General features: G+C 35.6%; 24 protein-coding genes and 1 riboswitch. Of the genes, 12 read left to right on the forward strand and 12 right to left on the reverse strand.

The window, feature by feature from the left end; all coding sequences use genetic code 11:
• Window position 1 precedes the first annotated feature (1 nt).
• Together FW780_RS08030 and FW780_RS08035 are read right to left on the reverse strand one after the other, a co-directional pair.
• Window positions 2–721 carry a pyridoxine 5'-phosphate synthase gene (locus tag FW780_RS08030; RefSeq protein ID WP_149833112.1) on the reverse strand — a complete coding sequence of 240 codons (720 nt, stop codon included), beginning with the start codon at window positions 719–721 and terminating at the stop codon, window positions 2–4.
• A 173-nt stretch (window positions 722–894) separates the two neighbouring features.
• Entirely contained in the window at window positions 895–2163 is a 1269-nt protein-coding gene (locus tag FW780_RS08035) for a mechanosensitive ion channel family protein (protein ID WP_149833113.1), read from the reverse strand.
• A gap of 273 nt (window positions 2164–2436) precedes the next feature.
• Between FW780_RS08035 and FW780_RS08040 the strand changes: the two genes are divergently transcribed.
• The 3 genes from FW780_RS08040 to FW780_RS08050 all read left to right on the forward strand — a co-directional run bounded on the left by FW780_RS08040 (window position 2437) and on the right by FW780_RS08050 (window position 4720).
• A complete protein-coding gene (locus tag FW780_RS08040) occupies window positions 2437–3624 on the forward strand; it encodes a carboxypeptidase-like regulatory domain-containing protein (protein ID WP_241676872.1) in 1188 nt (395 codons plus the stop codon).
• Window positions 3625–3701: 77 nt separating this feature from the next.
• Window positions 3702–4193, forward strand: coding sequence for a DUF456 domain-containing protein (locus FW780_RS08045; RefSeq protein ID WP_149833114.1), 492 nt, complete (start codon window positions 3702–3704; stop codon window positions 4191–4193).
• A 17-nt stretch (window positions 4194–4210) separates the two neighbouring features.
• Window positions 4211–4720 carry a hypothetical protein gene (locus tag FW780_RS08050; protein ID WP_149833115.1) on the forward strand — a complete coding sequence of 170 codons (510 nt, stop codon included), beginning with the start codon at window positions 4211–4213 and terminating at the stop codon, window positions 4718–4720.
• Here FW780_RS08050 and FW780_RS08055 read toward each other — a convergent pair.
• The 3 genes from FW780_RS08055 to FW780_RS08065 are packed head-to-tail and all read right to left on the reverse strand — an operon-like array spanning window position 4707 to window position 6958.
• A complete protein-coding gene (locus tag FW780_RS08055; RefSeq protein ID WP_149833116.1) occupies window positions 4707–5348 on the reverse strand; it encodes a uracil-DNA glycosylase in 642 nt (213 codons plus the stop codon). The genes FW780_RS08050 and FW780_RS08055 overlap by 14 nt on opposite strands.
• Before the next feature lie 36 nt (window positions 5349–5384).
• Window positions 5385–6389: an acyltransferase family protein gene (locus FW780_RS08060; RefSeq protein WP_149833117.1), complete on the reverse strand. Its 1005-nt coding sequence runs from the start codon at window positions 6387–6389 to the stop codon at window positions 5385–5387.
• Window positions 6390–6439: 50 nt separating this feature from the next.
• Window positions 6440–6958 (reverse strand): GNAT family N-acetyltransferase, encoded by a 519-nt coding sequence (locus FW780_RS08065; RefSeq protein ID WP_149833118.1) that lies wholly within the window; start codon window positions 6956–6958, stop codon window positions 6440–6442.
• A 332-nt stretch (window positions 6959–7290) separates the two neighbouring features.
• On the opposite strand from FW780_RS08065, the gene FW780_RS08070 reads away from it, so the two are divergent.
• Window positions 7291–9438, forward strand: a complete 2148-nt coding sequence (locus FW780_RS08070) for an endonuclease MutS2 (RefSeq protein ID WP_149833119.1) — start codon at window positions 7291–7293, stop codon at window positions 9436–9438.
• An 82-nt stretch (window positions 9439–9520) separates the two neighbouring features.
• On the opposite strand, the gene FW780_RS08075 is transcribed toward FW780_RS08070, so the two are convergent.
• Window positions 9521–10624 (reverse strand): T9SS type A sorting domain-containing protein, encoded by a 1104-nt coding sequence (locus FW780_RS08075; protein WP_149833120.1) that lies wholly within the window; start codon window positions 10622–10624, stop codon window positions 9521–9523.
• Between the two features lie 410 nt (window positions 10625–11034).
• Between FW780_RS08075 and FW780_RS08080 the strand changes: the two genes are divergently transcribed.
• From FW780_RS08080 to FW780_RS08090, 3 genes are all read left to right on the forward strand, one after another.
• The gene (locus tag FW780_RS08080; protein WP_149833121.1) at window positions 11035–11697 is read left to right on the forward strand and encodes an ATP-binding cassette domain-containing protein; all 663 of its coding nucleotides are present in this window, start codon (window positions 11035–11037) and stop codon (window positions 11695–11697) included.
• A 32-nt stretch (window positions 11698–11729) separates the two neighbouring features.
• Window positions 11730–12527, forward strand: coding sequence for a hypothetical protein (locus FW780_RS08085; RefSeq protein ID WP_194304319.1), 798 nt, complete (start codon window positions 11730–11732; stop codon window positions 12525–12527).
• Between the two features lie 34 nt (window positions 12528–12561).
• Window positions 12562–12741: riboswitch (cobalamin riboswitch) on the forward strand.
• A 117-nt stretch (window positions 12742–12858) separates the two neighbouring features.
• A complete protein-coding gene (locus tag FW780_RS08090) occupies window positions 12859–13242 on the forward strand; it encodes an acyl-CoA thioesterase (RefSeq protein WP_002977578.1) in 384 nt (127 codons plus the stop codon).
• Window positions 13243–13294: 52 nt separating this feature from the next.
• Here FW780_RS08090 and FW780_RS08095 read toward each other — a convergent pair whose 3' ends face one another.
• Complete coding sequence (locus tag FW780_RS08095) at window positions 13295–13885, reverse strand: HD domain-containing protein (protein ID WP_149833123.1); 591 nt, start codon at window positions 13883–13885, stop codon at window positions 13295–13297.
• Between the two features lies 1 nt (window position 13886).
• Window positions 13887–14588, reverse strand: a complete 702-nt coding sequence (locus FW780_RS08100; protein ID WP_149833124.1) for an XAC2610-related protein — start codon at window positions 14586–14588, stop codon at window positions 13887–13889.
• Window positions 14589–15140: 552 nt separating this feature from the next.
• Here FW780_RS08100 and FW780_RS08105 point away from each other — a divergent pair.
• The 5 genes from FW780_RS08105 (at window position 15141) to FW780_RS08125 (ending at window position 19693) form a co-directional block, all read left to right on the forward strand.
• Entirely contained in the window at window positions 15141–15470 is a 330-nt protein-coding gene (locus FW780_RS08105) for a PadR family transcriptional regulator (protein ID WP_047421133.1), read from the forward strand.
• Between the two features lie 11 nt (window positions 15471–15481).
• Entirely contained in the window at window positions 15482–17203 is a 1722-nt protein-coding gene (locus FW780_RS08110) for a PspC domain-containing protein (RefSeq protein ID WP_149833125.1), read from the forward strand.
• Between the two features lie 315 nt (window positions 17204–17518).
• Entirely contained in the window at window positions 17519–18106 is a 588-nt protein-coding gene (locus FW780_RS08115) for a 1-acyl-sn-glycerol-3-phosphate acyltransferase (RefSeq protein ID WP_149833126.1), read from the forward strand.
• Window positions 18107–18139: 33 nt separating this feature from the next.
• Entirely contained in the window at window positions 18140–18568 is a 429-nt protein-coding gene (locus FW780_RS08120; RefSeq protein ID WP_149833127.1) for a PaaI family thioesterase, read from the forward strand.
• Between the two features lie 156 nt (window positions 18569–18724).
• A complete protein-coding gene (locus FW780_RS08125; protein WP_149833128.1) occupies window positions 18725–19693 on the forward strand; it encodes a chorismate-binding protein in 969 nt (322 codons plus the stop codon).
• Window positions 19694–20039: 346 nt separating this feature from the next.
• Here FW780_RS08125 and FW780_RS08130 read toward each other — a convergent pair whose 3' ends face one another.
• From FW780_RS08130 to FW780_RS08145, 4 genes are read right to left on the reverse strand one after another with little or no spacing between them, the layout of a single operon-like run.
• Window positions 20040–20240 carry a hypothetical protein gene (locus FW780_RS08130; protein WP_047421124.1) on the reverse strand — a complete coding sequence of 67 codons (201 nt, stop codon included), beginning with the start codon at window positions 20238–20240 and terminating at the stop codon, window positions 20040–20042.
• Between the two features lie 5 nt (window positions 20241–20245).
• Complete coding sequence (locus FW780_RS08135; RefSeq protein ID WP_149833129.1) at window positions 20246–20848, reverse strand: MarC family protein; 603 nt, start codon at window positions 20846–20848, stop codon at window positions 20246–20248.
• A 44-nt stretch (window positions 20849–20892) separates the two neighbouring features.
• Window positions 20893–22632, reverse strand: coding sequence for a BatD family protein (locus FW780_RS08140; protein ID WP_149833130.1), 1740 nt, complete (start codon window positions 22630–22632; stop codon window positions 20893–20895).
• Window positions 22632–23375, reverse strand: coding sequence for a tetratricopeptide repeat protein (locus FW780_RS08145; RefSeq protein WP_149833131.1), 744 nt, complete (start codon window positions 23373–23375; stop codon window positions 22632–22634). Before FW780_RS08145 ends, FW780_RS08140 begins: the two co-directional genes overlap by 1 nt.
• Window positions 23376–23461 lie beyond the last annotated feature (86 nt).

The following is a 23461-nucleotide window of genomic DNA, read 5'->3' on the forward strand; positions in this document are numbered from 1 at the left end:
ATTACCATTTTGCCAGTCTCTTCAGATAAGCCTGAACTGTATTTTCCAATCCCATATAAAGTGCTTCTGAAACCAAAGCGTGTCCGATAGATACTTCTAACAGGTTGGGAATAGTATCGGCAAAGTATTTCAGGTTTTCTAAGCTCAGATCATGACCGGCATTGATTCCCAATCCAAAATTGGTAGCTTCAACAGCTGTGTCGTAATAAGGTTTTATAGCCTGTTCTTTATTAATCAGGTAATTTTTTGCGTAAGCTTCGGTATATAGTTCTATTCTGTCTGCCCCTGTTTTAGCGGCGTATTCTACCAATTCCGGTAAAGGATCAAGGAAAACGGAAGTACGAATCCCTGCCTTTTTAAATTCCGCGATAATCTCTGTAAGGAAATCGAGATGTTTTTTGGTATCCCAGCCTGCATTGGATGTAATAGCATCATCAGCATCCGGCACTAAGGTTACCTGCTCCGGCTTCACTTCCAGCACCATATCAATAAAACTCTGATGTGGGTTTCCCTCAATATTAAACTCAGTCGTAACCAACGGTTTCAGATCATAGACATCTTTTCTTGTGATATGCCTTTCATCAGGTCTTGGGTGGATGGTAATTCCCTGTCCTCCGAATTCCTGAATTTTTACAGCTGCTTCTGTAACACTTGGGGTTTCACCTCCTCTTGCATTTCTTAACGTCGCAATTTTATTAATGTTTACGCTTAGTTTTGTCATTTTTTATTTTAGATGTTAGATATAAATGTTAGAAGTCAGAAATTCACAGTTGGAAGTAAATCCAGACTTTGTGCTTCTATTGGTCTTCCACATTTATGATCATTTAAAAATTTAATTTAAAATTTGTTTAAAAGGTTCTGAAACTTCCAGCTTCCCTCTTCAATCTTCCTACTTTATACTTTCACACTTACCTGCATCACCTGAAGCTCAAATTCTTTTGAAGCGACTAATAAATGGTCAAAAATATCGGCCTGTATTTCCTCAAAACGTTCCCATTTGGAATCATTAGCAAAACAATAGACTTCAAGAGGTAATCCTTGCGGGGTAATCTCCAGTTGGCGTACCATACGGGTTCCGTTTTTGTCCACATCCGGATCATTTTCAATATATTTCTGTGCATAATATCTGAAAACGCCGATATTGGTAAGCTGCCTTCCGTTTACTATTTTATCCTTATGTTCAAGGCTTTCTTTTTCTTTTTTGATCTCAGAAGTTCTTTCTTCAAGATAATCTGAAATGAGGTTGATCTCCTTTAAACGCTCTACATCTTCATCAGTCAGAAACTTAAAAGAATTAATGTTAAAGTAGATTGATTTTTTTATTCTCCTTGTATTGGACTCAGACATCACCTGCATATTCTTGATCTCTGTAGTCATCAAATCATAGGTAGGAATAGTGGAAACCGTTTTATCAAAGTTGGTAATTTTCGTAGTCAGAAGATTAATTTCCGTAATATTTCCTTCAATAGTATACTTTGGAATGCTTACCCAGTCACCTACTTTCAGGTTTTTAGAAGTCGCAACGTGAAGCCCTGTTACAAACCCTAATATTGTGTCTCTGAAAACCAATACCAGCACCGCTGTAATCGCTCCAAGACTTCCTACGATAGTGGTTCCTTTGATCCCAAAAATGACACAAAGTCCTACTACGGTAAATATAAAAAGTCCTAAAATCTTTACCGTTTCTGAAATGGCATTAAGCGCCATAATCTTATAGAAATCCTGTTTGATGCTGAAATAATTTCTGAAAGCTGTCAGCGATCTGTAGAGCATTCCTGCTAACATGAGTACCAATCCCAGATTGATACATCGTATGATAAAAATGGTTGTTTTTGGCAATGCATTTTCCGGAAATATGGATCCCTGGATCCCTGCTACAGCAATCAGAGCGGCAAAATGTGCTACAGAATTGGTGATTTTGGCCTGATAAATAGATTTTAAGATGGGAAATTTCTGTTCATTATGAAATAACCTGAATACAGAATTGATGATGAATTTAAAAACAAAATCAGTAATAAAAAACAGGACAAGAAGTAAACTCAATTTAACAATAATATGAAACACCCAGTCCAGCCCGGCTGGTGATATCTGGGTAATATAAATGTAAAGCTGTTCACTCAGCTCCTGTATAAAGTTTTTAGTTTCTTGTAACTGGTCATTCATTACAGCAAATTTATGAAATTAAGAATCATCATTTTACTATTCACAATCAATTTTCATCCCAAAAAGTATTAAACGAAAAATATTGTACAAAAAAACTTTTGCGAATTTATTTTCAAAATATCAAATCTTCCACAACCCTCAATTATAAATGAAAAATCAACTACAATTAATTGATTTAAATGAAAAATATTAAAATAAATTACAATTTTAACATTTTAATATTAAAAAATTATTAAATTTGATTAAAACTAACCCCATAAAAATCAATTAAATATGAAACAAAATTACTTGTTGATCATGCTATGCAGCCTTCTGCTCCTAGCTAATTGTAAAGGAGACGACTCTGTTACTCCCGAAGAAAATCCTATCAAAGTAGTTTCCACAGGCAAAGTGGAAGGCAAAGTATTTGCAAAAAACGGAACCAAACCCATTGGGGGCGCTATTGTATTTACTACCGACGGCCAAAGCAATATTTACCATACGTATTCTAACGCTGATGGTAGTTTCAGCTTAACAGCTCCTGAAGGTAAGACGACACTTCACATTCAAACCGGTGATGGTAAAAATTTCAGAACAGAACTTTCTGTTACCATTAAGAAAAATGAAACAGTTACTGTAGCTGCAACAGATTCAAAATTAGATCAGATTGCAAAAATGGCTTATATAAAAGGAAGTTATGATGAAATTGAAGCTATTATAACTTCTCTTGGATATACTGCTACTGAGATTACTTATCAGGATTTAAAAAACATCAATACTATTTCCCAGTATGATATTATCTTCCTGAACTGCGGATCGCGTACTTATGCCCAAACAGGAACTTCAATGCCAAGCAACGATGCCAATGTATATTCCAATCTTTCTACTTTTGTAAGCAATGGCGGAAGTCTTTACAGCTCAGACTGGGCGTCTGCTTATCTGGTAGGAGGAAATACAAATACTGAAAACTGTAATGCTCCCGGCGGTTTCATCAACGATAACCTTCTTTGTCTGAAAGATATTGGTACTGCCACCAATTATATAGGCTGCAGTGTTTCAAATCCTGCTTTGGCAAATGCATTAGGATTTAATACACTGGATATTCAATATGATATGGGTGCGTGGGAAAAAATTCAGAATTATGATCCTGCATTCTGGGATGTTCTGGTACAGAAAGGCAACGAGCCACTGATGATAAGAACAGGACATTATACAAACCCTTCTGCTCCACAGACTCCTGTAGGAACTTCTTTAAATAACAATCACATCACAATCTGCCATCACACAGCCAGTGGAAATAATATTACCATTACCATCAATCAGAATGCCTGGAATGCTCATCAGGCCCATGGAGATACAATGGGGCCTTGTACAGGAAACTCCAGCAGTGGGAATATCTACTATACTACATTCCATAACCATGCAAGTGGAAATATCGGTAAAGCAGGACCGATTCTGGAATACGTAATCTTAAATTTGTAATAAAATTTTATAACTCAGTTCTCTAAGTGGTCTTTTATAAGGCCACTTTTTTTATATTGCATCTATATTTTAAAAGAATGGATACAACAATTATTAATATCTTCTGCCTTATTCTTCTGTTTATAGGGATTTTGGGAACTTTCCTCCCTGTTTTGCCGGGACTTTTGCTCAGCATCTGCGGGCTTCTGATCTATAAATTCGGGACGGATGCAGACCTTCCCATGATCTATATCTGGGCTTTCGGGATTCTTACAGCAGCCTCTGTAGTGTTAAGTTATGTAATTCCTGCAAAAACCAACAGAAAATATGGAGGTACTCGCTGGGGAAGCATCGGGTCTGTAATAGGAACTATTGTGGGGATATTTATACCGATTCCCTTAGGTTTTCTGGTAGGAATGTTTGCTGGGGTATTTATTGGTGAATTACTTCATGACAGTAAGGATATGAATAAAGCCTTACAATCTACCAAAGGGGCCCTGATTGGATTCATTTACGGAACCGGATTCAGTTTTGTGGTAGGAGTGGCAATGTTTTTGGTAGTACTTCTTAATATGTTTAACGTTATTTAATTAAAATATAAGAAACTATGTTCCATAAAGTTATCATAATCAGTCTGGGAATTTTTGCATTAATAGGATGCGATGCCCAAAAGAAATCTAAGATTAATACAAAAGCTTCTGAAATGCAGACCAATCCAAGAGCTACAAATCCTAATAATCAGAAAGACGGCGTTCTGTACCTTAGTGAAGGTGAAAATAAGTTTTTAAGGGAATATCAGATGAATGTAACGTTCAAAGGGGTTTCTGAAGACAGCCGTTGCCCTGAAGGAGTCAATTGTATATGGGCAGGAGCCGCTCTTGCTCAGGTGGAAGTAATGGGAACTTCTACACGGCCTATGACTCTGAACCTCGCAAGCATAGATTACCCGGGAAAGAATTACCGCCAGTCAGCAGAATTTAACGGGTATATCATTACCTTACAGGATGTTACTCCCTATCCAAAACAACAGGACGGAGCAAAAGCATTGGCCGGAAAATATAAAATCGGAATTACGATAAAAAAGGCAGATCAATCAACAGATTCTACCAAGAAATAGGCTTCTTCCCTTTGGAAACAAGATACTCATTAATTTTTGAGAAAGGCTTGCTTCCAAAAAAACCTCTGTACACAGAAAATGGTGAAGGGTGTGCCGATTTCAGAATAAAATGCTTAGCCGGATCTATGAGTTCGGCTTTTTTTTGTGCAAAAGCTCCCCACAATACAAACACTACATTTTCTTTTTTATCTGAAATTTCTTTAATGATAAAATTGGTGAATTTTTCCCAACCCAGATCTTTATGGGAATTGGGTGAATGAGCGCGAACCGTTAACGTTGCATTCAACAGCAAAACACCTTGTCTTCCCCAGTCATCCAATTCTTTGGAAGTTCTTACGACTCCTAAATCATCTTTTAACTCAATAAAAATATTCTTAAGAGATGGTGGCGCAGCAACCTGTTCAGAAACAGAGAAACACAAACCATTTGCCTGAAAATCATTATGGTAAGGATCCTGACCAATAATAACGACCTCAACATCATCAAAAGCCGTTAGCTCCAACGCTCTGAAAATCTGATTTTTCGGTGGAAAAACTTTAGTTGTTGCATATTCATTCTTTACTTTCTCCCAAAGGGTTGTAAAGTATTCCGTACTCTTTATAGGGGCTAAAATTTCTGTCCACGTCATACTGCAAAAATAATAATATTAAAATAAGAGCCTGCATCATACTTTAAATATCTTCAGTTTTCTTTCAATCAACATATAAGAAATGTAGGACAGCAATAACGAAAAAGATATCAATAACAGATTATTAAGATGATAAGAATGTACAATAACAAAATTCTGCTTCTTCACAACATAATGGATAATATATAGTGAATAAGAGATATTTCCCAGGAAATACACTGCCTTGGTTTCTAAAAATGTCTTTATAAAGTTTTGCTTTCCTTCATACAGGTATTTTATCATCAATGCAGATAATAAAGGAATAAATAATAACCCCTTTTCAATAAACAACATAGATACAAACAGCAGGAGAATGATATAAATAATGAGGTTCTCTTTTTTCATTTTAAATGATGGTAAAAGAGCAACTCCAATTCCAAGAAAATAGGAAGATACTGTTCTCAGCAGAGAAACAAGACCATAAGAAAGATCAAGATATCGCGAGGATTCTCCTACCTTCATCGGGATCTCAGAACCTAAATACAAATTATTGGGAAAATAAGGAAGCACAAACCTCAAGACCAAACTTGCAATAATTAAAACTTCACTGCGTATTTTATAACGAAGGATAAACCATAAGATAAACGGGAATATCAGATAACAAATCCATTCTGTACTAAGTGACCAGTAAACAACATTCAGCAAATAATCCGGATTAAAAAAACATTGTAATAATGTGGCATTGATAAAGAATCCGCTTATAGAGCTTTTCTCTAAAAACAAAACAATAAAAATGACTGATATAATGTATACAGGATAAATCCTATTGATTCTTTTTTTATAAAAAACTTCTATTATTTTATAATTCAGCGTTTTAAATTTCCCCGCATAAGAAACGGTCAGTAAAAAAGCACTTAATACAAAAAAGATATCTACTGCCACATATCCCTTCCCTACTATATCCTGAATGAATTCATTCCTGAAAAAACTAAAATGAAAAAAAGCTACCCATAATGCAACAACCCCTCTAAGCCCCGTTAAAGATTTTATTTCATTTTTCATATATAAATTCAATCGGTGATAAAGATAGAAAAAACCTGTCAAATTTTATATTACCCATTACTGGCTGGTCTTTTTAAACTAAAAATAATGTTATCAGGAAAACCTTCATCTTTCTTTCCCTCCAGCAAAATAAAATCATATTTTATAAGAAGTCCTTTTGAATTTTCATTAATTTTATTGGTAATCGCAACAATTTCCTGTAAGTGTAAATCATTAAATCCAAAATCTAAAACCGCGTTCAATGCTTCAGACATTATTCCCTGCCTGTGATATTCCGGTAACAATTCATAACCAACTTCTGCTGTTTTCCGGTCTTCAGAAAAATTCCAAAGACAGATTGTTCCGATAAGATTCAGACGATCTTTTAGAGAAATTCCCCAATACACGGTTTGATTATTCTGAACTCTTTCCTTAATTGTCAAAATAAACTGCAGGGCATCATAGTTTGTCTTTGGCGAAACCCTTTTTACAAATTTATTGACCTCCGGATTGCTTCGGATTTTTAAAATATCTTCTGTTTGGCTTTCATTGATTCCGTTTAAAATCAATCTTGAGGTTTCTAGTTTCACATCTCAAATGTAGTAAAAAGAATATCATAAATTTATATAAACGTAAAGGTTATTGCATTCTCTTACTTATTTTGAGTAAGCAAAGAAATGCAGCTAAGTGAAAGATAATCGACATGCTTAGAAGAATTAATTTTATTGATTCCGTCTTTGCCCTCTTGAAATAAAATCCTATAAAAATAAAAATTTTAGCGTTTTAAAAGATTGATCTTTTTTTTGAAGTTTAAAAATTTCCAAGAAAAAAAGTAACTCTATAATCATACTATTCAAAGTTAATTTATTCTGTAAATCTCTCAGATATACGTAATAATCAAAATTCTCACTAAATTTGCAGTGTGTATATAGATAAAGAAGATTTAGACGAATTAGAGTTTCCGCAATTGCTCGCGGAAATCTCCCCATTTGCGTATTCTCCGAAAACAAGAGAAAAAATTCTTCAACTTCGCCCAATGGAAATAGACGAGGCGGAACTTTCCTTAAAAAAAACGTCAGAATATCTGTCCAGTTTTGAAAGTTCAAATGCGATTCCGTTTGATGAATATGAAGATATTGAAAGTGAGCTGAAATTGATGCTGATTGAGAACTACCGTCTGGAAAATGCTGCTTTCATCAAAATAAAAACCATCACGGAACAGATCGGAAGACTTCAGAAGTTCTTTCCTACCATGCCCGAAACATTTCCTACTTTATTAGAGGAAGTTTCTGTACTGGAATTCAGAAAAGAGATCATTGATAAAGTGGATAAGGTTTTCAACCGTTTTGGTGAGGTAAAAAGTGAAGCTTCTCCGGCTTTAAAAGGCTTGAGAACTGAAATCCAGCTTGCTAAAAAAGCAATTCAGGAAAATTTCAACCGCGCACTGACCACATATGGACAGAGTGACTTTTTGGATGATATACGGGAAACCATTATTGATGACCAAAGGGTTCTGGCTGTAAAATCAGGATTCAAAAAAAGAGTCGCCGGAAGAACACTGGGAATTTCCAAAACAGGTTCCATTACTTACATTCAGCCGGATAGTGTTGTAAAGCATTACTTCAAACTTCGTGAAAGTGAAGAGGAAGAGAAAAAAGAAATTGATAAAGTTCTCCGACAGCTTACCACAGAACTGGCAGAGTTTCAACCTCAGCTGTGGAGGTATCAGGTTTATATTTTTGACCTAGATCTTACAAGAGCGAAAGCTAAGTTTGCGGATTTAGTGAACGGAATTCTTCCCAAGATCAACCGTCACAAGACATTAAAACTTAAAGACGCTTATCATCCGTTGTTATGGTTGAGAAATAAAGTAGAGAATAAAACAATTCACCCTCAGACTCTTGCTTTAACGGAACATAACAGAATTATTTGTATTTCCGGGCCCAATGCCGGTGGAAAATCAATTACTCTGAAAACAGTGGGATTATTGCAGTTGATGATCCAGAGTGGTATTCTTGTTCCGGTTCATCCCAAATCTGAAATGTTTTTCTTTGAAAAGATCATGACGGATATTGGTGATAATCAATCCATTGAAAACCATCTATCGACCTATTCATCAAGATTGAAGAAAATGTCCGGAATTATCCGTGAGGCAGATGCCAATACACTTTTACTGATTGATGAATTCGGTACCGGTTCTGATCCGGAACTGGGTGGTGCCCTCGCAGAAAGTTTCATGGAATTTTTCTACGACAAAAAGAGTTTCGCGATTATTACCACTCACTACACCAATATTAAACTGGTGATAGAACAGCTTCCCAATGCCCAGAATGCAGCAATGCTCTTCAATGAAGAAACTCTGGAGCCAATGTATAAGCTGGAAGTAGGCCAGGCAGGAAGTTCATTTACTTTTGAAGTTGCAGAAAAGAATAAAATTCCAAGATTTATTATCCATTCTGCCAAGAAAAAGGTAGAGCATGATATCGTTAACCTTGACAAGACCATTGTAAAGCTGCAGCAGGAGAAATTTGAAGTTGAAAAGCTGAAATCCGACCTTGCAGAAAGAAAAGAGTCTGTAGAAGATAAGCGTGATAACCTTCAGAAGCTGAATGATCAGCTTCAGCAGAAACTGTTTAATTTCCAGAAACTGTATGAAGAGGAACACCGTAAGCTTCAGTTCGGGAATAAGATTGAAACGTTCATCGACAGTTATACAAAGGGAAAATCCAGAAAAGACGTTGTAAAAGACTTTGTAAAACTTCTTGAGCAGGAGAAATTCAGGAAATTAGGCCACGATAAGGACGAAACAAAACGTCTGCAGGTTGTTAAGAGAAAAATCACTCAACAGCTGAAAAAGGAGGAAGTCATTGAAAAAATTGCAGAGACCAATGAAAAACTTGAAGAACAACGTAAAAGCGACCGTGCCATTTGGATGAAAATCGGACAACGTGTTCGTATTACCGGAAGTACCAGTGTGGGAACGATCGAAAAGATTTCCAGAAACAAGGTGATTGTTAATTATGGAACCTTCAAGACAACGATTAATGCAGATGAACTTGAGAGAATTTAATATCTGAAATGAGTTCATTTTTAAACTCATTTTACGCAAATAGAAAGAGAGAGTGCCGGAAAGTACTCTCTCTTTTTTATTTTTATTTCTTAATGAATTTTAACCTGATTGCGCTGTTTTTATCTTTCAGCTGAATAAAATAAATTCCTTCGGATAAATTACTAAGGTTTACTTTATGATCGGAAACTTTTCCTTCATCTGTTTTCTGTCCCAAAACATTATAAATTTCATAATCCGTTGCTTCTGAAATTCCGGAAATATTTAAAATATCAGATGCCGGATTGGGATAAATTTCCGGTTTTGTCGATTTTCCAGCTTCGTTCACTCCCAATGTAGGGGTAAGAAAGTTTATACCATAATCCTCAACTTCTCCATAAGTAAATGAACCACAAGCATCCGCAGGCACCTCCTGTCTGCACATTACCCTCATTACAAGTCCGCAACCATTAATTACAGAGCTTGGCAATATAGGATAACTCGGGATAGAAAATGTGGTTACAACCGGAGTTGTTGATGTCACATTATTTGCAACCAATATTCTTTCACTAGCATCAAAAACACCATTGCCATTGATATCTATCCATGCTGTTACAGTAATAGGACTTGGTGTACCGGCCCATGTATTACTCACTGAAAGCGTATTTCCTACACTTCCTGCTAAAAATTTAATTCTTCGGTCTACATCAGTTCTGTAATCGATATAGTTGGAAGCTCCTGAGTTGCTCACCATTGGAGCTGTAACTCCTGTTGAATTTACGGTTACATTGGAAATATATACCATTGTTGCATCTATAGAGGCAGTAGTGCAATAATTGAGTGATGTCACAAAAAATACCGGATTAGACCACATTCCCTGAGTAGTACATATTTTTGCTACCTGTACTTCATAAACTGTACATGGCTCCAGATTCGTAATAGTAAATGAATTTTGTCCTGGTACAGGAGTAGCTACCGTCCAGGTAGTAGTTCCAGGTAATCTGTATCTGATAAGATTATTCGGGGTATCCGGATCAGCCGTCCAGGTAACAGTTCCGGAGGTAAGGGTTATACCGGACATCTGAACACCGGTGGGAACATTTGTATCACAGTAAAATAAAGATTTTGATTCTGCTTCTATTTTGTTTTCTGCCTGAAAGCTGGAAATACCCAAAATAAAAGAGAATACATAAAGTAGTCTTTTTGTCATGCTTATTAGTTTTAAAAATTCCTCTGAAAAATAGGATATTTTTCAAATATTACCTAGATCTCCTTTATATATTATTGTTTTTTTTAATACTTTTGAAATTAAAGTACAGAAATCTCATGCTTTTTTTATTAATATATGCTCAAAAGTATCTCTATTCTCTGGATCTTTTATAAAAAGATATTGATTCCTGCCTTGCTGTTTTCATTACTGATTTCTTTTCTGGTCCCCTACAGGTTTGAAACATTTGGATTGAGTTTTCTTTTAATTTCACTTGTTCTTCATTACTTTATTTATGAATTAAGGTTTAAAAGCGAATATTACTTTTATGCCAATTCAGGATTTTCAAGGACTTTTCTTTGGGCAGGAACAACATTATTGGGGATTATTGTAAAAATTATAATATCGTTTTTATGAGCAAACTTCATGTTGATAGTATAACAAAATCTTTTAATGAAAGAAAAATTCTGCAGGATATTTATATAGGATGTGAAACAGGAAAAATCATAGGGCTACTAGGCAGAAATGGAAGCGGAAAATCAACACTGTTAAAAATTATCTTTGGAGTTGTGCATGGTAATACTCAGTTTATAAAATATGACAATACAATTCTGAAAAGTATTTCTGACAGAAAAAACAGGATCTCCTACTTGCCACAGGATCTTTTTTTACCAAAAAATATAAAAATAAAAAATCTGATTCCCCTTTTTTGTAATCAAACGAATACTGATCTCCTTTTTACTTCAGAATTCGTACAACCTTTCCTTCATGAAAAACCTAAAAACCTTTCTAAAGGTGAACAGAGAATTATTGAAACCCTGATGATCATTTATTCTGAATCTAGTTTTATTTTACTGGACGAGCCATTCCACAGTCTTTCCCCCAAGGTTACTGAAGAACTAAAGAAAAATATACTTCGGGAGTCTGCACATAAAGGTTTCATTATTTCTGATCATAATTTTAATGATGTTCTGGATATTTCTGAACTTATATACCTGCTTTCAGACGGTCATCTGAAACAAATACAAGATTTAAGTGAACTGCAGCGGTATAATTATCTTCCGAAAAGCATTTAATTTATATATTTGGGGATCAAAAAAATTTCATAATGACGTTCATAAACAAAGCATTCTACGTATCGGCCTTGAGTATTTTTTCTTTAGCCCTTGTAAAAGGACAGAATAAAGTTCCTTTCGGAGTGGTAAAAGCTGAAGAAGGATATGCCAATGTACGGGTCCATAAAGACAATTACAGAAAAATTGTAGATAAAATCCGTATGCGTAAAGGAGATGTATTTGTTTATGTAAAGCCTGCTCCCGGAGAAACAGAGTGGATCTGGATCAAATATCCTGAAAAACAGGATGAAGACAAACCATTTGTACGTTATGAAACACTTGATAAAGAAGGAATGGTCAACAAAGAACGTATTGCTTATATAGACCAGCTTCCGGCCTATACCCCTTCCAAGTCTAAAAACGGGAAATCACTTATTTTCACAGACAATTCTGATCCGAAAGTTCCTACTGCCCAAAGAAGCAAAGTTGTGATTGATATCTACCCTTCCAACGCCGGCTACCGTAAAAAGGAAAAAGATGCGGAAGGAAAACTTCTTACCATTGATAAAGTAAAACCCTGGGGAATTGGAAATGATCTTCCTGAAGGAATGACCGAAATCAAATCGATCCGAGTACAACAGCCCGGAAGAGGTTCTGTCTTTGTAAGAGAGGCCATTAAAAACATGTTCCAGCCTACTATGGATTTTGAGAACATTGGTGTAACGTCCCTGGACACCGATAATATTTTCTTATACATGATAAACGGTTCAGGAGAAAACAGATACACTACGCTGTGGACGATCAAGAAGGGAAGAGTAATCAGCCAGATTATTTACCATAATCCGGAATAAATTCATTATTTTTGCACCCGAAAAGTTTTAACGCTTATTCATCACAGAAATTGGTTCTGCATCACTGCAGATTAAAAGGGAACCGTGTGAAAATCACGGACTGTCGCGCAACTGTAAGTAACTGAAATCTTTATCAAAGATCCACTGTGCGAGGCATGGGAAGGAGATAAAAGATGTTACAAGTCAGGAGACCTGCCTATTTCTTTAAACAAATAACTTTCGCGATTTGAAGTTGTATTGATCTGATGGATTGTTTCAGGGCTCTCTAAGCTCCTGTCATTATTCTGTTGTTTTAATATCGTTTTCATTTCGCTTTAATTAATAATGATATATGACTACAGAAGAAAGAATTGAAGCATCCGAAACCAGAATCTTTAAAGCGGTTTTTCCTAACACAACCAATCATTACGATACCCTTTTTGGTGGTACGGCCATGCAGCTGATGGACGAAGTAGCTTTTATTACAGCCACCCGATTTGCCAGAAAAAGAGTGGTAACAGTGAGCAGTGACAAGATCGATTTCAAAAAACCTATTCCTGCCGGAACTATTGTGGAACTGATCGGGAAAGTTTCCTACGTGGGAAAAACCAGTATGAAAGTAAATGTTGAGATCTATACTGAGCAGATGTATTCCTATGAAAGAGAAAAAGCTATTGTAGGTGATTTTACTTTTGTAGCGATTGACGAATTCAAGAAACCAATTCAGATACTATAAATGATGATTCGGGCGGCCTTTGGCCGCCCGAGTCTTTCTATTTTCAATAAATTTATTTCACAACTTTCTCTGTTTCCAGACTTCTGTTCAAAAGAAGTTCAAAAGCCTCACCCATTTCATCTGATGCTCTGCCAATTGCATTTTCAAGCATATTTCGGATTTGTTTTTCTGTTACTCCGGCTTCCGTCCAGCTTTTTCCTGAAGTATGAGAATTTAAAATAAACGGCATAATTCTGTCGATCCCACAGGCAAAAATAGCATCAGGCGTTTTCTCATCCTCAAATTCCAGCCATAGATTAAAGAATTCTGAGCGTAAAGGTTCATCCAGAATTCCAAAGATCTTTTGGGCAGATGCTTTTTCTCTTTCAAATTTCCCAACCATTGCTTTTTCATCAAAAATAAAAGTATCTCCAGCTTCTATTTCTACCAAATCATGAATAGAAAGCATTCTTATTACTCTCAGCAAATCAATATCTGCACGGTTTTTAGCATACGGATAAAGGATCTGAGCCAGAATAATAATCTGCCAGGAATGTTCTGCGGTATTCTCTCTTCGGGAATCATCAGCATTATAATTTCTTCGCTGTACATTTTTCAGGGCATCTACTGCCAGAATAAAGTCAATCTCTTTCTGAATTTTCATCTTACTTTTTATTTCTGTTATATTGATCTGCAGGATATACCTTTGTTTTGGTAATCCATTTATTATTGATCTTTTCTTTAGTTATTACTTTCACCTGATCTTCATTGGTCATATCCTCTTCTTTTTCAAAGACTTTCTCCAGTCCTTTATTGGGAATAACGGCATATTCAGTAGTAAAAATATCGCAGCAACCAGACTTTCCGTAGGAGATTAGTCGTTTGCGTTTGGCATCAACATCAAAGATATCCAGACCGTTTGAACCCAGCTCTGTAAGTTCGTCACTTTTTACAAACCCCATTCTTGTTTTGTTGAAGACATATACATCATAAGATGCACCACTATAATTTCCCATATTTCCGTTTCTTATTGCCACGTCTTCTGTTCCGTCAAAATTAAAGTCATCTATTATCACTACCCGCTGATCTTTTGAAAGAGGCATCAACTTATTTTGAATCAGTTTTTGCCCTTGTTCAGCATATAAAACAAGATCATCAGAAACAAAAGTCTGTACTTTGCTGTTTTTGCTATCAAACAACTCCACCGTTCCTTTTCCTCCACATCTGTCATCATAACAGTTTTCTATCTGGATGATAGCATCGTAGCTCTTCGACACATTTTTAATTTCAAACTGATATTGTCCGAAACATGCAGGCCCAAATAAAACAAATGCTGATAAATGCTTATATGTATGGAATAAATTCATGGTAATAGTAAATAGATTTAGGTGCTTTTTCCTAACAAAAATACGAATCATAATACCGATCTCAAAATTCCGGCCTTATTATCTGTAAGGATCTGAAACAAATGAACTGCCATTAAATACAGGAGTATTCATTGATAAGAAGCTGTTTCCCGCTATACGCTCATACTCCTCGCGCCTCATCTGAAGCCAATCTGCTGTGGGGTAACCGCTGCTATCGGGGCTAGAGGATAATGAGTAACGAGATAATTAATGAATAATAAGTAATTAGTAATGGGTAATCTCATTTATTTCTGCATATTTTTCCAATTATATCAAAAATTTTAGCAACTTTTTCAACAATTTTTCAGCAAATTCATTTTTCTTAAAATTCACAATGAAAATTATTTAATTGATTATCAATCATTTATGTTATTTATTTTAAAAATTTCACTACTTTGTATTGCATAATACCATTTTATTTACATATCTTTGTAATGTAAAATCGAAATAGGTACAACTAGCTAGGTTCCGAACTTCGAAAATTATATAACTAATTAACAAAACTTATCAAAGATGAATACCGAAAATACCAAAGCGCAAATGCGAAAAGGAATTCTGGAATTCTGTATTCTAAGTCTCATCAATAATCGCGAAATGTATGTTTCTGATCTTATTGATGAACTGAAAAAAGGAAAACTGGATGTAGTAGAAGGAACCCTCTACCCTCTTCTTACAAGACTTAAAAACGGAGAGTTTCTCTCTTACAGATGGGAAGAATCTACAGGAGGACCACCCAGAAAATATTATCAGATCACAGAAAAAGGAAAACTTTTCCTGGATGAACTTCAAAATACATGGAATGAGCTGACAGCCTCAGTAAACCACATCACCCAACAAAATTAAAAAACAAAGCTATGAACAAGACACTCTCAATAGGACTCGCAGGTTTTTCTTTTACCATAGAAGAACACGCATATATAAAGCTCAGCGATTACCTGAACGCACTGAGAAGCTCACTTGAGGCTTCAGAAGCAGATGAGGTAATGCATGACATAGAAATAAGAATGGTGGAGATCTTCAAAGATTCTCTGGGAAAACGCGAAGTGATTAACGATACCGATGTAGAAAAGGTAATCGCACAGATCGGAAGCCCTGAAAAAATTGAAGAACAGGAAGAGGCTTATTTTTCTGAAAAAACATCTACCAGAAAGAATTATTCAGGAAACAATTATACCGATAAAAAACAACTGTTCCGTGATCCGGAAAAACAAAAAGTAGCAGGGGTTTGCGCAGGTTTAGCTCAATATGTAGGAATGGATATTACTACCATGAGAGCCATCTGGCTGGGAATCTTCGTATTAGGAATTTTCACTGCAGCAATCTCTTCTTCACTGATCGGTCTTTTATATGTAATCCTTTGGATCGTACTTCCAAAAGCTGAAACAGCGGCAGATTTCCTGAAAATGCAGGGAAAGCCTATGAACTTCGACAATCTTAAGAATGAGTCTAATAAATTGGTTCAGTTTGCCAATGAATCTACTCAGAGGGTCGGAGAAATATACAACGAAAACAAACCTTACATCAACAATGCAGGAAGTGGAGTTTGGAATATATTCAAATATATCGTAGGAGGATTCTTCGTATTGATGGCTGTAGGAAGCATTATCGGAGTATTTGTATTATTCGGTCTTTTCGGAATGGATACAGATTTCCCGGGAGCTAATGAGATCAGATTCTATATGGATGACCAGGGACTTGATAAAGTATTGGCTGCCATGATGGTAATCGGAAGCTTAATTCCGGCAATTCTTTTCAGCTTATTAAGTATTAAGATATTCTCTCCAAAAACAAAACTGAGAAATATCGGATGGGTTATAGGAGGTTTATTCCTTCTTCTGATCGGACTGGGAACTTACTTCGGAATAAGCATGGCTAAGAAAGACATGATTTACAGAGGAAGCAAGGAGGATGTAGAAAATGTGGCCATCAACACTACTTCAGATACATTATATGTAGATGTAAAACAAATCAACATACCTCAGAATTTTAAAGCTTATAATAATGATATTTATTCTGACAAAAGATCTGTGTATGAAGAAGACTATATCTCAGTAGACGTTACAAGAAAAGCTGATATCAAAACACCTTATCTGATCATCAAAAAAGAAGGAAAAGGATACAATTTCCCAATCCAGCTGACAGTTCCTGTAGAAGTTGTAAACAATAAAATACTACTTCCAAACTATATCAAATATCCATATGAACACAGATTCAGAGACTATAGCCTGGAATATGAACTTGTAGTTCCGCAAAAAGCAAGGGTTATTTCAATGAACCAAAACCATATCCATATGGACGGTGACTTAGATGGAGACGGGATCAATGATGAAGATCAGGACAGCGATGAAGACAACAACAATGTCAGAATTGAAAAAAATAAAATCACGGTAAACGGTTCCAGTATTGAGTACAACTCTGATGACAAAGACAGCATCATTGTAAACGGTAAAAAAGTTCCAAACAACCAGGCAAAGAAAGTAATTGATTCTGCAGTGTCTAATATCAAAAAATCAAATAAAGATATGGACATTAAGATCAAAGACGGAAAAAACGAAATTTCCATACAAACTAAATAATTAACTTCAGAGAGTGGTAGAAGGTGTGGGTGGATGGCAACCGTTTGAAATTCACACCCTTCTTCTCTCAGAAAAGTGAAAATAAAGCTATATTTAGTTCGTTATGTAAAAAAAAAGTTTTAATTTCGTAGAGCTAAAATTTAATAACTAATCAACCAAAAACACAGCCTTATCATGATACAATTTGCAATGGAATTCGTAATGAAAATCGTAGATTTAATTAGCGGTTTGTTTTAAGAGCGATAATATTTCAATATATTTGTAAAGTATAACCAAAGTTTGGTTATACTTTTTTGTTTTTAATTCAAGAAATCTATGAAAAAGCTGATAGGCAAAGCAATGTTAAAAATATTAGGCTGGAAAGTCGTTCTGCAGGGCGATGTAAACAACCTGAACAGGTGTATCCTTGTAGTAGCACCGCACACCCATAATATGGAATATATTTTAGGGAATTTCGCCTATTGGTCTCTGGAAAAACCCTTAAAAATCATTATTAAGGATGCTCATACCAAAGCCTGGTACGGAAGTATTGTAAAAGGACTTGGAGGTATTGGGATTGACAGAAGCCAGAAAAATGATCTGGTAAATTTCGTAGCTAACCAGTTTGCTAAAGAAGATTTCAGCCTTGTGATTACTCCGGAAGGAACAAGAAGCTGGGTTCCGAAATGGAGAAAAGGGTTCTATCATATGGCATTGGCAGCGAAAGTACCTATCGTACTGGCCGCTGGTGATTTTAAAAGAAACATTGTTTATCTGGGATATACAATTCCGTACGAAAGAATAGCATCAGTCCCTTTTTCAGAAATCATGCAGGAAATTCAGGATTATTATGTCAAAAATGACATTGTCCCTAAAGTTCCGGAAAACTGGAATCCTAATATTATGGGAACCGGTACTGAATAAATGCTAGATGCTAAATTAAATCAATTATAAGAAATGAAAGGTCAGACAAAAGAAGAAATATTAGAATTCATCAATAACTGGGGTGACGTAACGCTTGCAAAAACTCTTGAGATAAAATTTATAGATATTGATCTGGAAAATGAAACCCTTACTGCCACGATGCCGGTTCTTCCAAGAACGCATCAGCCGTTTGGGATCATGCACGGAGGAGCAAGCTGTGTTTTGGCTGAAACTTTAGGATCAAGCCTGTCTAATATCTTTATCGATGGCGAAAAATATTATGGAGTGGGAACCAATATCAATTCTAATCATTTAAGAAGCAAAAAGGATGGAATTGTAACAGCTACAGCGCGTTTTATCAGAAAAGGGAAAACAATGCATGTTTCTGAAATTGAAATCCGTGACGAAAAAGGTGTTTTAATCAATCATACAACGATGACGAATAATATCATTCACAGATAAGTTGTACAACATAAAAAATAAAGAGCTTAAAATAAATTTAAGCTCTTTTTATTTTGACATCTTTAAGACTAGTAATACCTTTGCAGAAAGCAAAATCACACTGGGAATTTCCTATATTATTTCCCGTTATTGATTTTCAAAATTACTTCATAGCTCATGATTTATTTTAAACTTCCTTTCGACGAAAGACTACTGTCTGCCGATGAAAAAAATATAAAAAATGCAGTCAGTTTTTATTCCTACAATGGTTTAGACCAAATTAGCTTCCATGGAAATATTGTTGAAGTTAATGCTGAAGAATTCATTCACACCTCAATTACAAACGAAGAATTGATCAATGACTCAACAAATTCTGCTGCTGAAACTAAGGAAGAATACTGTAAAACATTACAGGAAGTCATTGAAGTGATCAAAGAAAATAATCTTCCAAAACTTGTTTATTCAAGAAGAAAGATCTTTACAGACTTTTATACAATCAATTATAGAGAGAGTTTTAAAAACCTCTGCGAATCTTACCCAAATGCTTTCAGATATCTGTTTAATGACGGACAAAATGCGTGGATGGGAGCTTTCTCCGAAGTGCTGGGGAGATTCAATAAAACAACTCACGAGTTTGAAACTATGGCTTTAGCAGGTACTCTTCCGGTATCTGAAGAATGGTCTGAAAAAGAAATTGAAGAACAAAAACCTGTAACAACCTATATTCAGGAGATTCTCAAAAATTATTCTGACCATGTAAAACAGTCGGAAACCTATGATCACATTTCAGGAAACATAAAACATCTACGCACAGATTTTACAACTCATATTAAAGCAGAGGACCTTGATAAGCTCATTCAGGATTTACATCCTACTCCTGCTGTTTGTGGAATTCCTAAAGATTTTTGCAACGAAAATATTCGTAAATATGAGAAATTTCCACGTGAATTCTATGCCGGTTACATCAAGATCGAAACTGAAGAAAGTATTCTGTATTTTGTGAATCTTCGTTGTGCAAGACTTTATAAAGACTCTGTACATGTTTTTGTAGGAGGTGGAATTACTGCCCAAAGCAATCCGGAAAAAGAATGGACCGAAACAGAACTGAAGTCTGAGGCAATATTGAAAAATCTGGTTATTTCTTAGTATTTGTAGATTTGCCCACAAATTCCGCAGATTTTCACGGATGTTTGCGTATATTTTTCTTTGCTGAGTGAAACGCCCTTGCGAACGACTCCAATGCTATTTATAAAACTTTGTGAACATTGCGTTGTAAAATAGTTTTGGTTAAAGCCAATAGAAATTCATACCTTATTTTAAACGGGTTAAAACCCGCTCCTATTGATATAAAAAAACTAATGGCAACCAGCCCTGCTACCTACCACCTATTGCCTGCTATCCGCAACCTATTACCTAATCCCTGCAACCTAATAAAAACAAAAAACCTCCTTCAAAAAGAAAGAGGCTAGTATCTATATTGAAAAGATTCAATTTATTTCTTTACACCTATTCTGCTCCAGGTATCCATTACAAAAAGTAAGATAAGACCTATTGCAGCAGCAGATGCTGAAAATACAAATCTTACATTATCTTCATCTCCTAAGATATCTGTTGTCTGCCAGTTGATCGCATAAAGATTGATGGCGATGAATACAATAAACAGTACTAAAAATACTTTATAAAACTTCTTCATGACTCTTAAAAATTAATATAATTCTGCACTAACTGGGCAAAATTTGCGGTGAATAATTTAATTGAAATTGCCAAAAGGATAATTCCGAAAACTTTTTGAAGGATCATCAAAGTAGCATCCCCAATTTTTCTCTCCAACCATTTCGCTGATTTCAGCACCAAATATACGAAAATTGTATTAAGAATAATTCCCAAGATAATATTAATATCATGAAATTCAGCTCTCAGAGACAGTGCAGTGGTTAAGGTTCCAGCTCCTGCAACCAGCGGAAATGCGATGGGTACAATAGATGCGGCCTTTGCTTCAGTTGTTTTATTAATTTCAATTCCTAAAATCATTTCCAGGGCTATGACAAAAATCACAAAAGCTCCGGCAATAGCAAAGGAATTTACATCTACTCCAATAAGCTTAAGAATTTTATTTCCTACGAAAAGGAAAACAATCATAATAGCACCGGCAGTGATTGCAGCCTTTCCGGCCTCAATCTGTCCAAACTTCTGCTGAAGACTTACGATAATAGGAACTGAGCCGATAATGTCAATAACGGCAAAAAGAACCATAAAGCTGGTAACGACCTCTTTAATAGAGAAACCATCAAGAATTTCCATCTCTTTGTAATTAAAAATTTCGCAAAAATATGAAAATAAACTGATTATTTGCTAATTTGTGAATACAAATTAACAATTGTTTTCAAAAGTTCTTCAAGTGCATCAGCAGATTTCACAGGATTGTATTTTTCCATTTGAACTCTCTGCTGCAATTTGCTGTATTCTTCTGCAACTGAAGCACCTTTGTGCTTTTCAAGAAAAGTCTTAAACTCTGCTGTAGAGCCTTGGAAATACTGACTTCTCACTTCCTGATCCAATTCCTCCAGTGTTGTAAAGAACTTTTCGTACTCACCGTTATCTTTAAGATTTTCCAGATATCCGAAATAATCATTGATATCTGTTTTCATCAATTCTCGGATCTCTTTTTCGGTTTCAGCCACTGAACCTAAGGGTTTTGACGGTACAGTTTCCCTAACTAATGTACGTTTTTTTTGCCAATTTTTAAATAACAGATAAGCAACAAATAAGCTTATCAGAATGGCAATATTCGTTAAAAGGATGTTCCAGTGGAATTTACTTTTTTCTTTTACTTTAAATGAAGTGGTTTTTAAAACCGGAGTGTTTACTGTCTCCAGAAGGTTATTGGTATATTCATTTACTTTTTCTACCGTAGAGCGGGCTTCCAGGATCTGATCGTGAGAAAAGGCATTCAGATCCAGAGTTTTTTGTCCCAGATCTACATATTCTTTGTTTTCAGGATTAAAGAAAGCAAATTGTTCAGTTTTAATAGAGATTGCCCCTGATTTTTTTGGAATAATGACATAATTAGCCAGAATCTCACCCTTCATTCCTGCAGTTCCCGGAGAAACTTTGGAGGTAATTTTCGGAGGAAAAATTTCATAATCCGGAGATGCTGCAATTTTAGGAAGTTCCATATCCGGTAAGTTTCCTTCTCCTGAAACCTTCACTACAACATTCAGTGGCTTCTTGGCTTCCGGTTTTTCTTTGGAAGCATTATATACGTTAACATTAAAGTTTCCGACTGCATTTTTAAAACACTCAGGCGCGCCTTCCGGAAGCTTCCTTACATTGATTTTTACTTTATTGGAAACAATCTTGGTTTTATTAGAATAAGTACTTACAGAGGCTGATACCCCAGGAACTTCTACATATCCGGCTTCATTAGGAAATACCATAAACATGGCCAGCACCTGTGAAGGCATATTCCCATATCCGGAAGGATCTATCTCTGATTTATCGAAATTGATAGGATGTACGTTGATATTATCCTGCTGCGGAAGATGGATATTTTTCACCTTTCTCAGGTTATCCATATTTCTTGAGTACACTCTAAGAACAGCAATGGTAGGCTGATCTTGATAGACTTCCCGATCATCAATCTCCATATTCAGATAGACATCATTGGATGTGTTGGCAGCTAATGATCTTCTGTCAACAATATCCCGGATATTGACATCGAAAGGTTCTGTTTTGTAGATTCTGTTGTTTACTGTAACCAGAACCGACCCTATTTTTATTTTCCCTTTTTTCTTTGGCTCAAGGGCAATTCTGGATACTTTTTGAGTAATTAAAGTATTGGTAGCGGGATCAATCACGGTATTGGTAACGGATCCGCTTCCTATGATATTAAATTTTGAAAGATCCGGAAGCTGGAAACCTGTCTGCTGTACAAGATCACTTCCGTTAAGTTCAAGAACAATGGTAAGGTTTACAATATCTTTCCCTCCATACTCGGATTTATCAGCATCCAGAGTAAGATTTACCTGTCCGTAAGTAATTACGGATGCAAGGGTAAGCAATATGTAAATCAATTTGTGCTGCATCACCAATCTTTCTCGTTGCTTTCAGGCATCGAATAAGAATTTTTGTTTAAAATTCTTCTGGCGGTTTCTTTTTCTTTTTCGTTTATTTTATCTAAGATCGCATTTTCAAGATTCTTAGGCATTCTGCCTTCATTATTCTGATTCTGCTTAGGATTATCACCTTGGTCGCTTTTACCTTCGTTTTGCGGGCCATTTCCCTGATCCTGTTTTTTATCTTTGTCGCCTTTCTGATCATCCCCTTTGTTCTGATCATTTCCACCGCCACCTTTACCTGAGTTATTCTGCTGGTTCTTTTGTTGTTCTTTTTCTTTCTCTTTCAGCTTGGCAATCTCATAATTTTTTCTTGTTACCTCACTGTAGGGATCCTGCTTCAGCGCTTTCTTATAAAAATCAGCAGCTTTTTCCGGCTGATTCATCTGCATATAAGCATTCCCTAAATTATGAAGAGCGGCAGTCTTATCAGGAAGTGTTTGTGAAAGTTTTTCTGCTTTTTCAAACTCTGTCTTTGCCTCTTCGTATTTTTTACTTTTATAGAGAGCATTCCCCATGTTATAATGAGCAGTAAAATCTTTATCATTAGACTTTATTGCTTCCATATATTTTGAGGAGGCTCCGTCATAGTCTTTACCGTCAAATTTCTGGTTGCCTTCATGAACTAAATTTCTGTAGTTTTCCTGCCCAAACAAGAAGCCTGAGAATGAGATGACGACAATAAACGATAAAAATATGATTTTAGTATTCATCACTTGCAAAATTATTCCTTTATATGTTAAGAAACAGAGTTTTATTTGTTAAAATTCGGTTAAAGTACTTGTAGAATTTCTTCTAT

The organism is Chryseobacterium sediminis (assembly GCF_008386505.1).
In the GTDB taxonomy this organism is placed as follows: domain Bacteria; phylum Bacteroidota; class Bacteroidia; order Flavobacteriales; family Weeksellaceae; genus Chryseobacterium; species Chryseobacterium sediminis.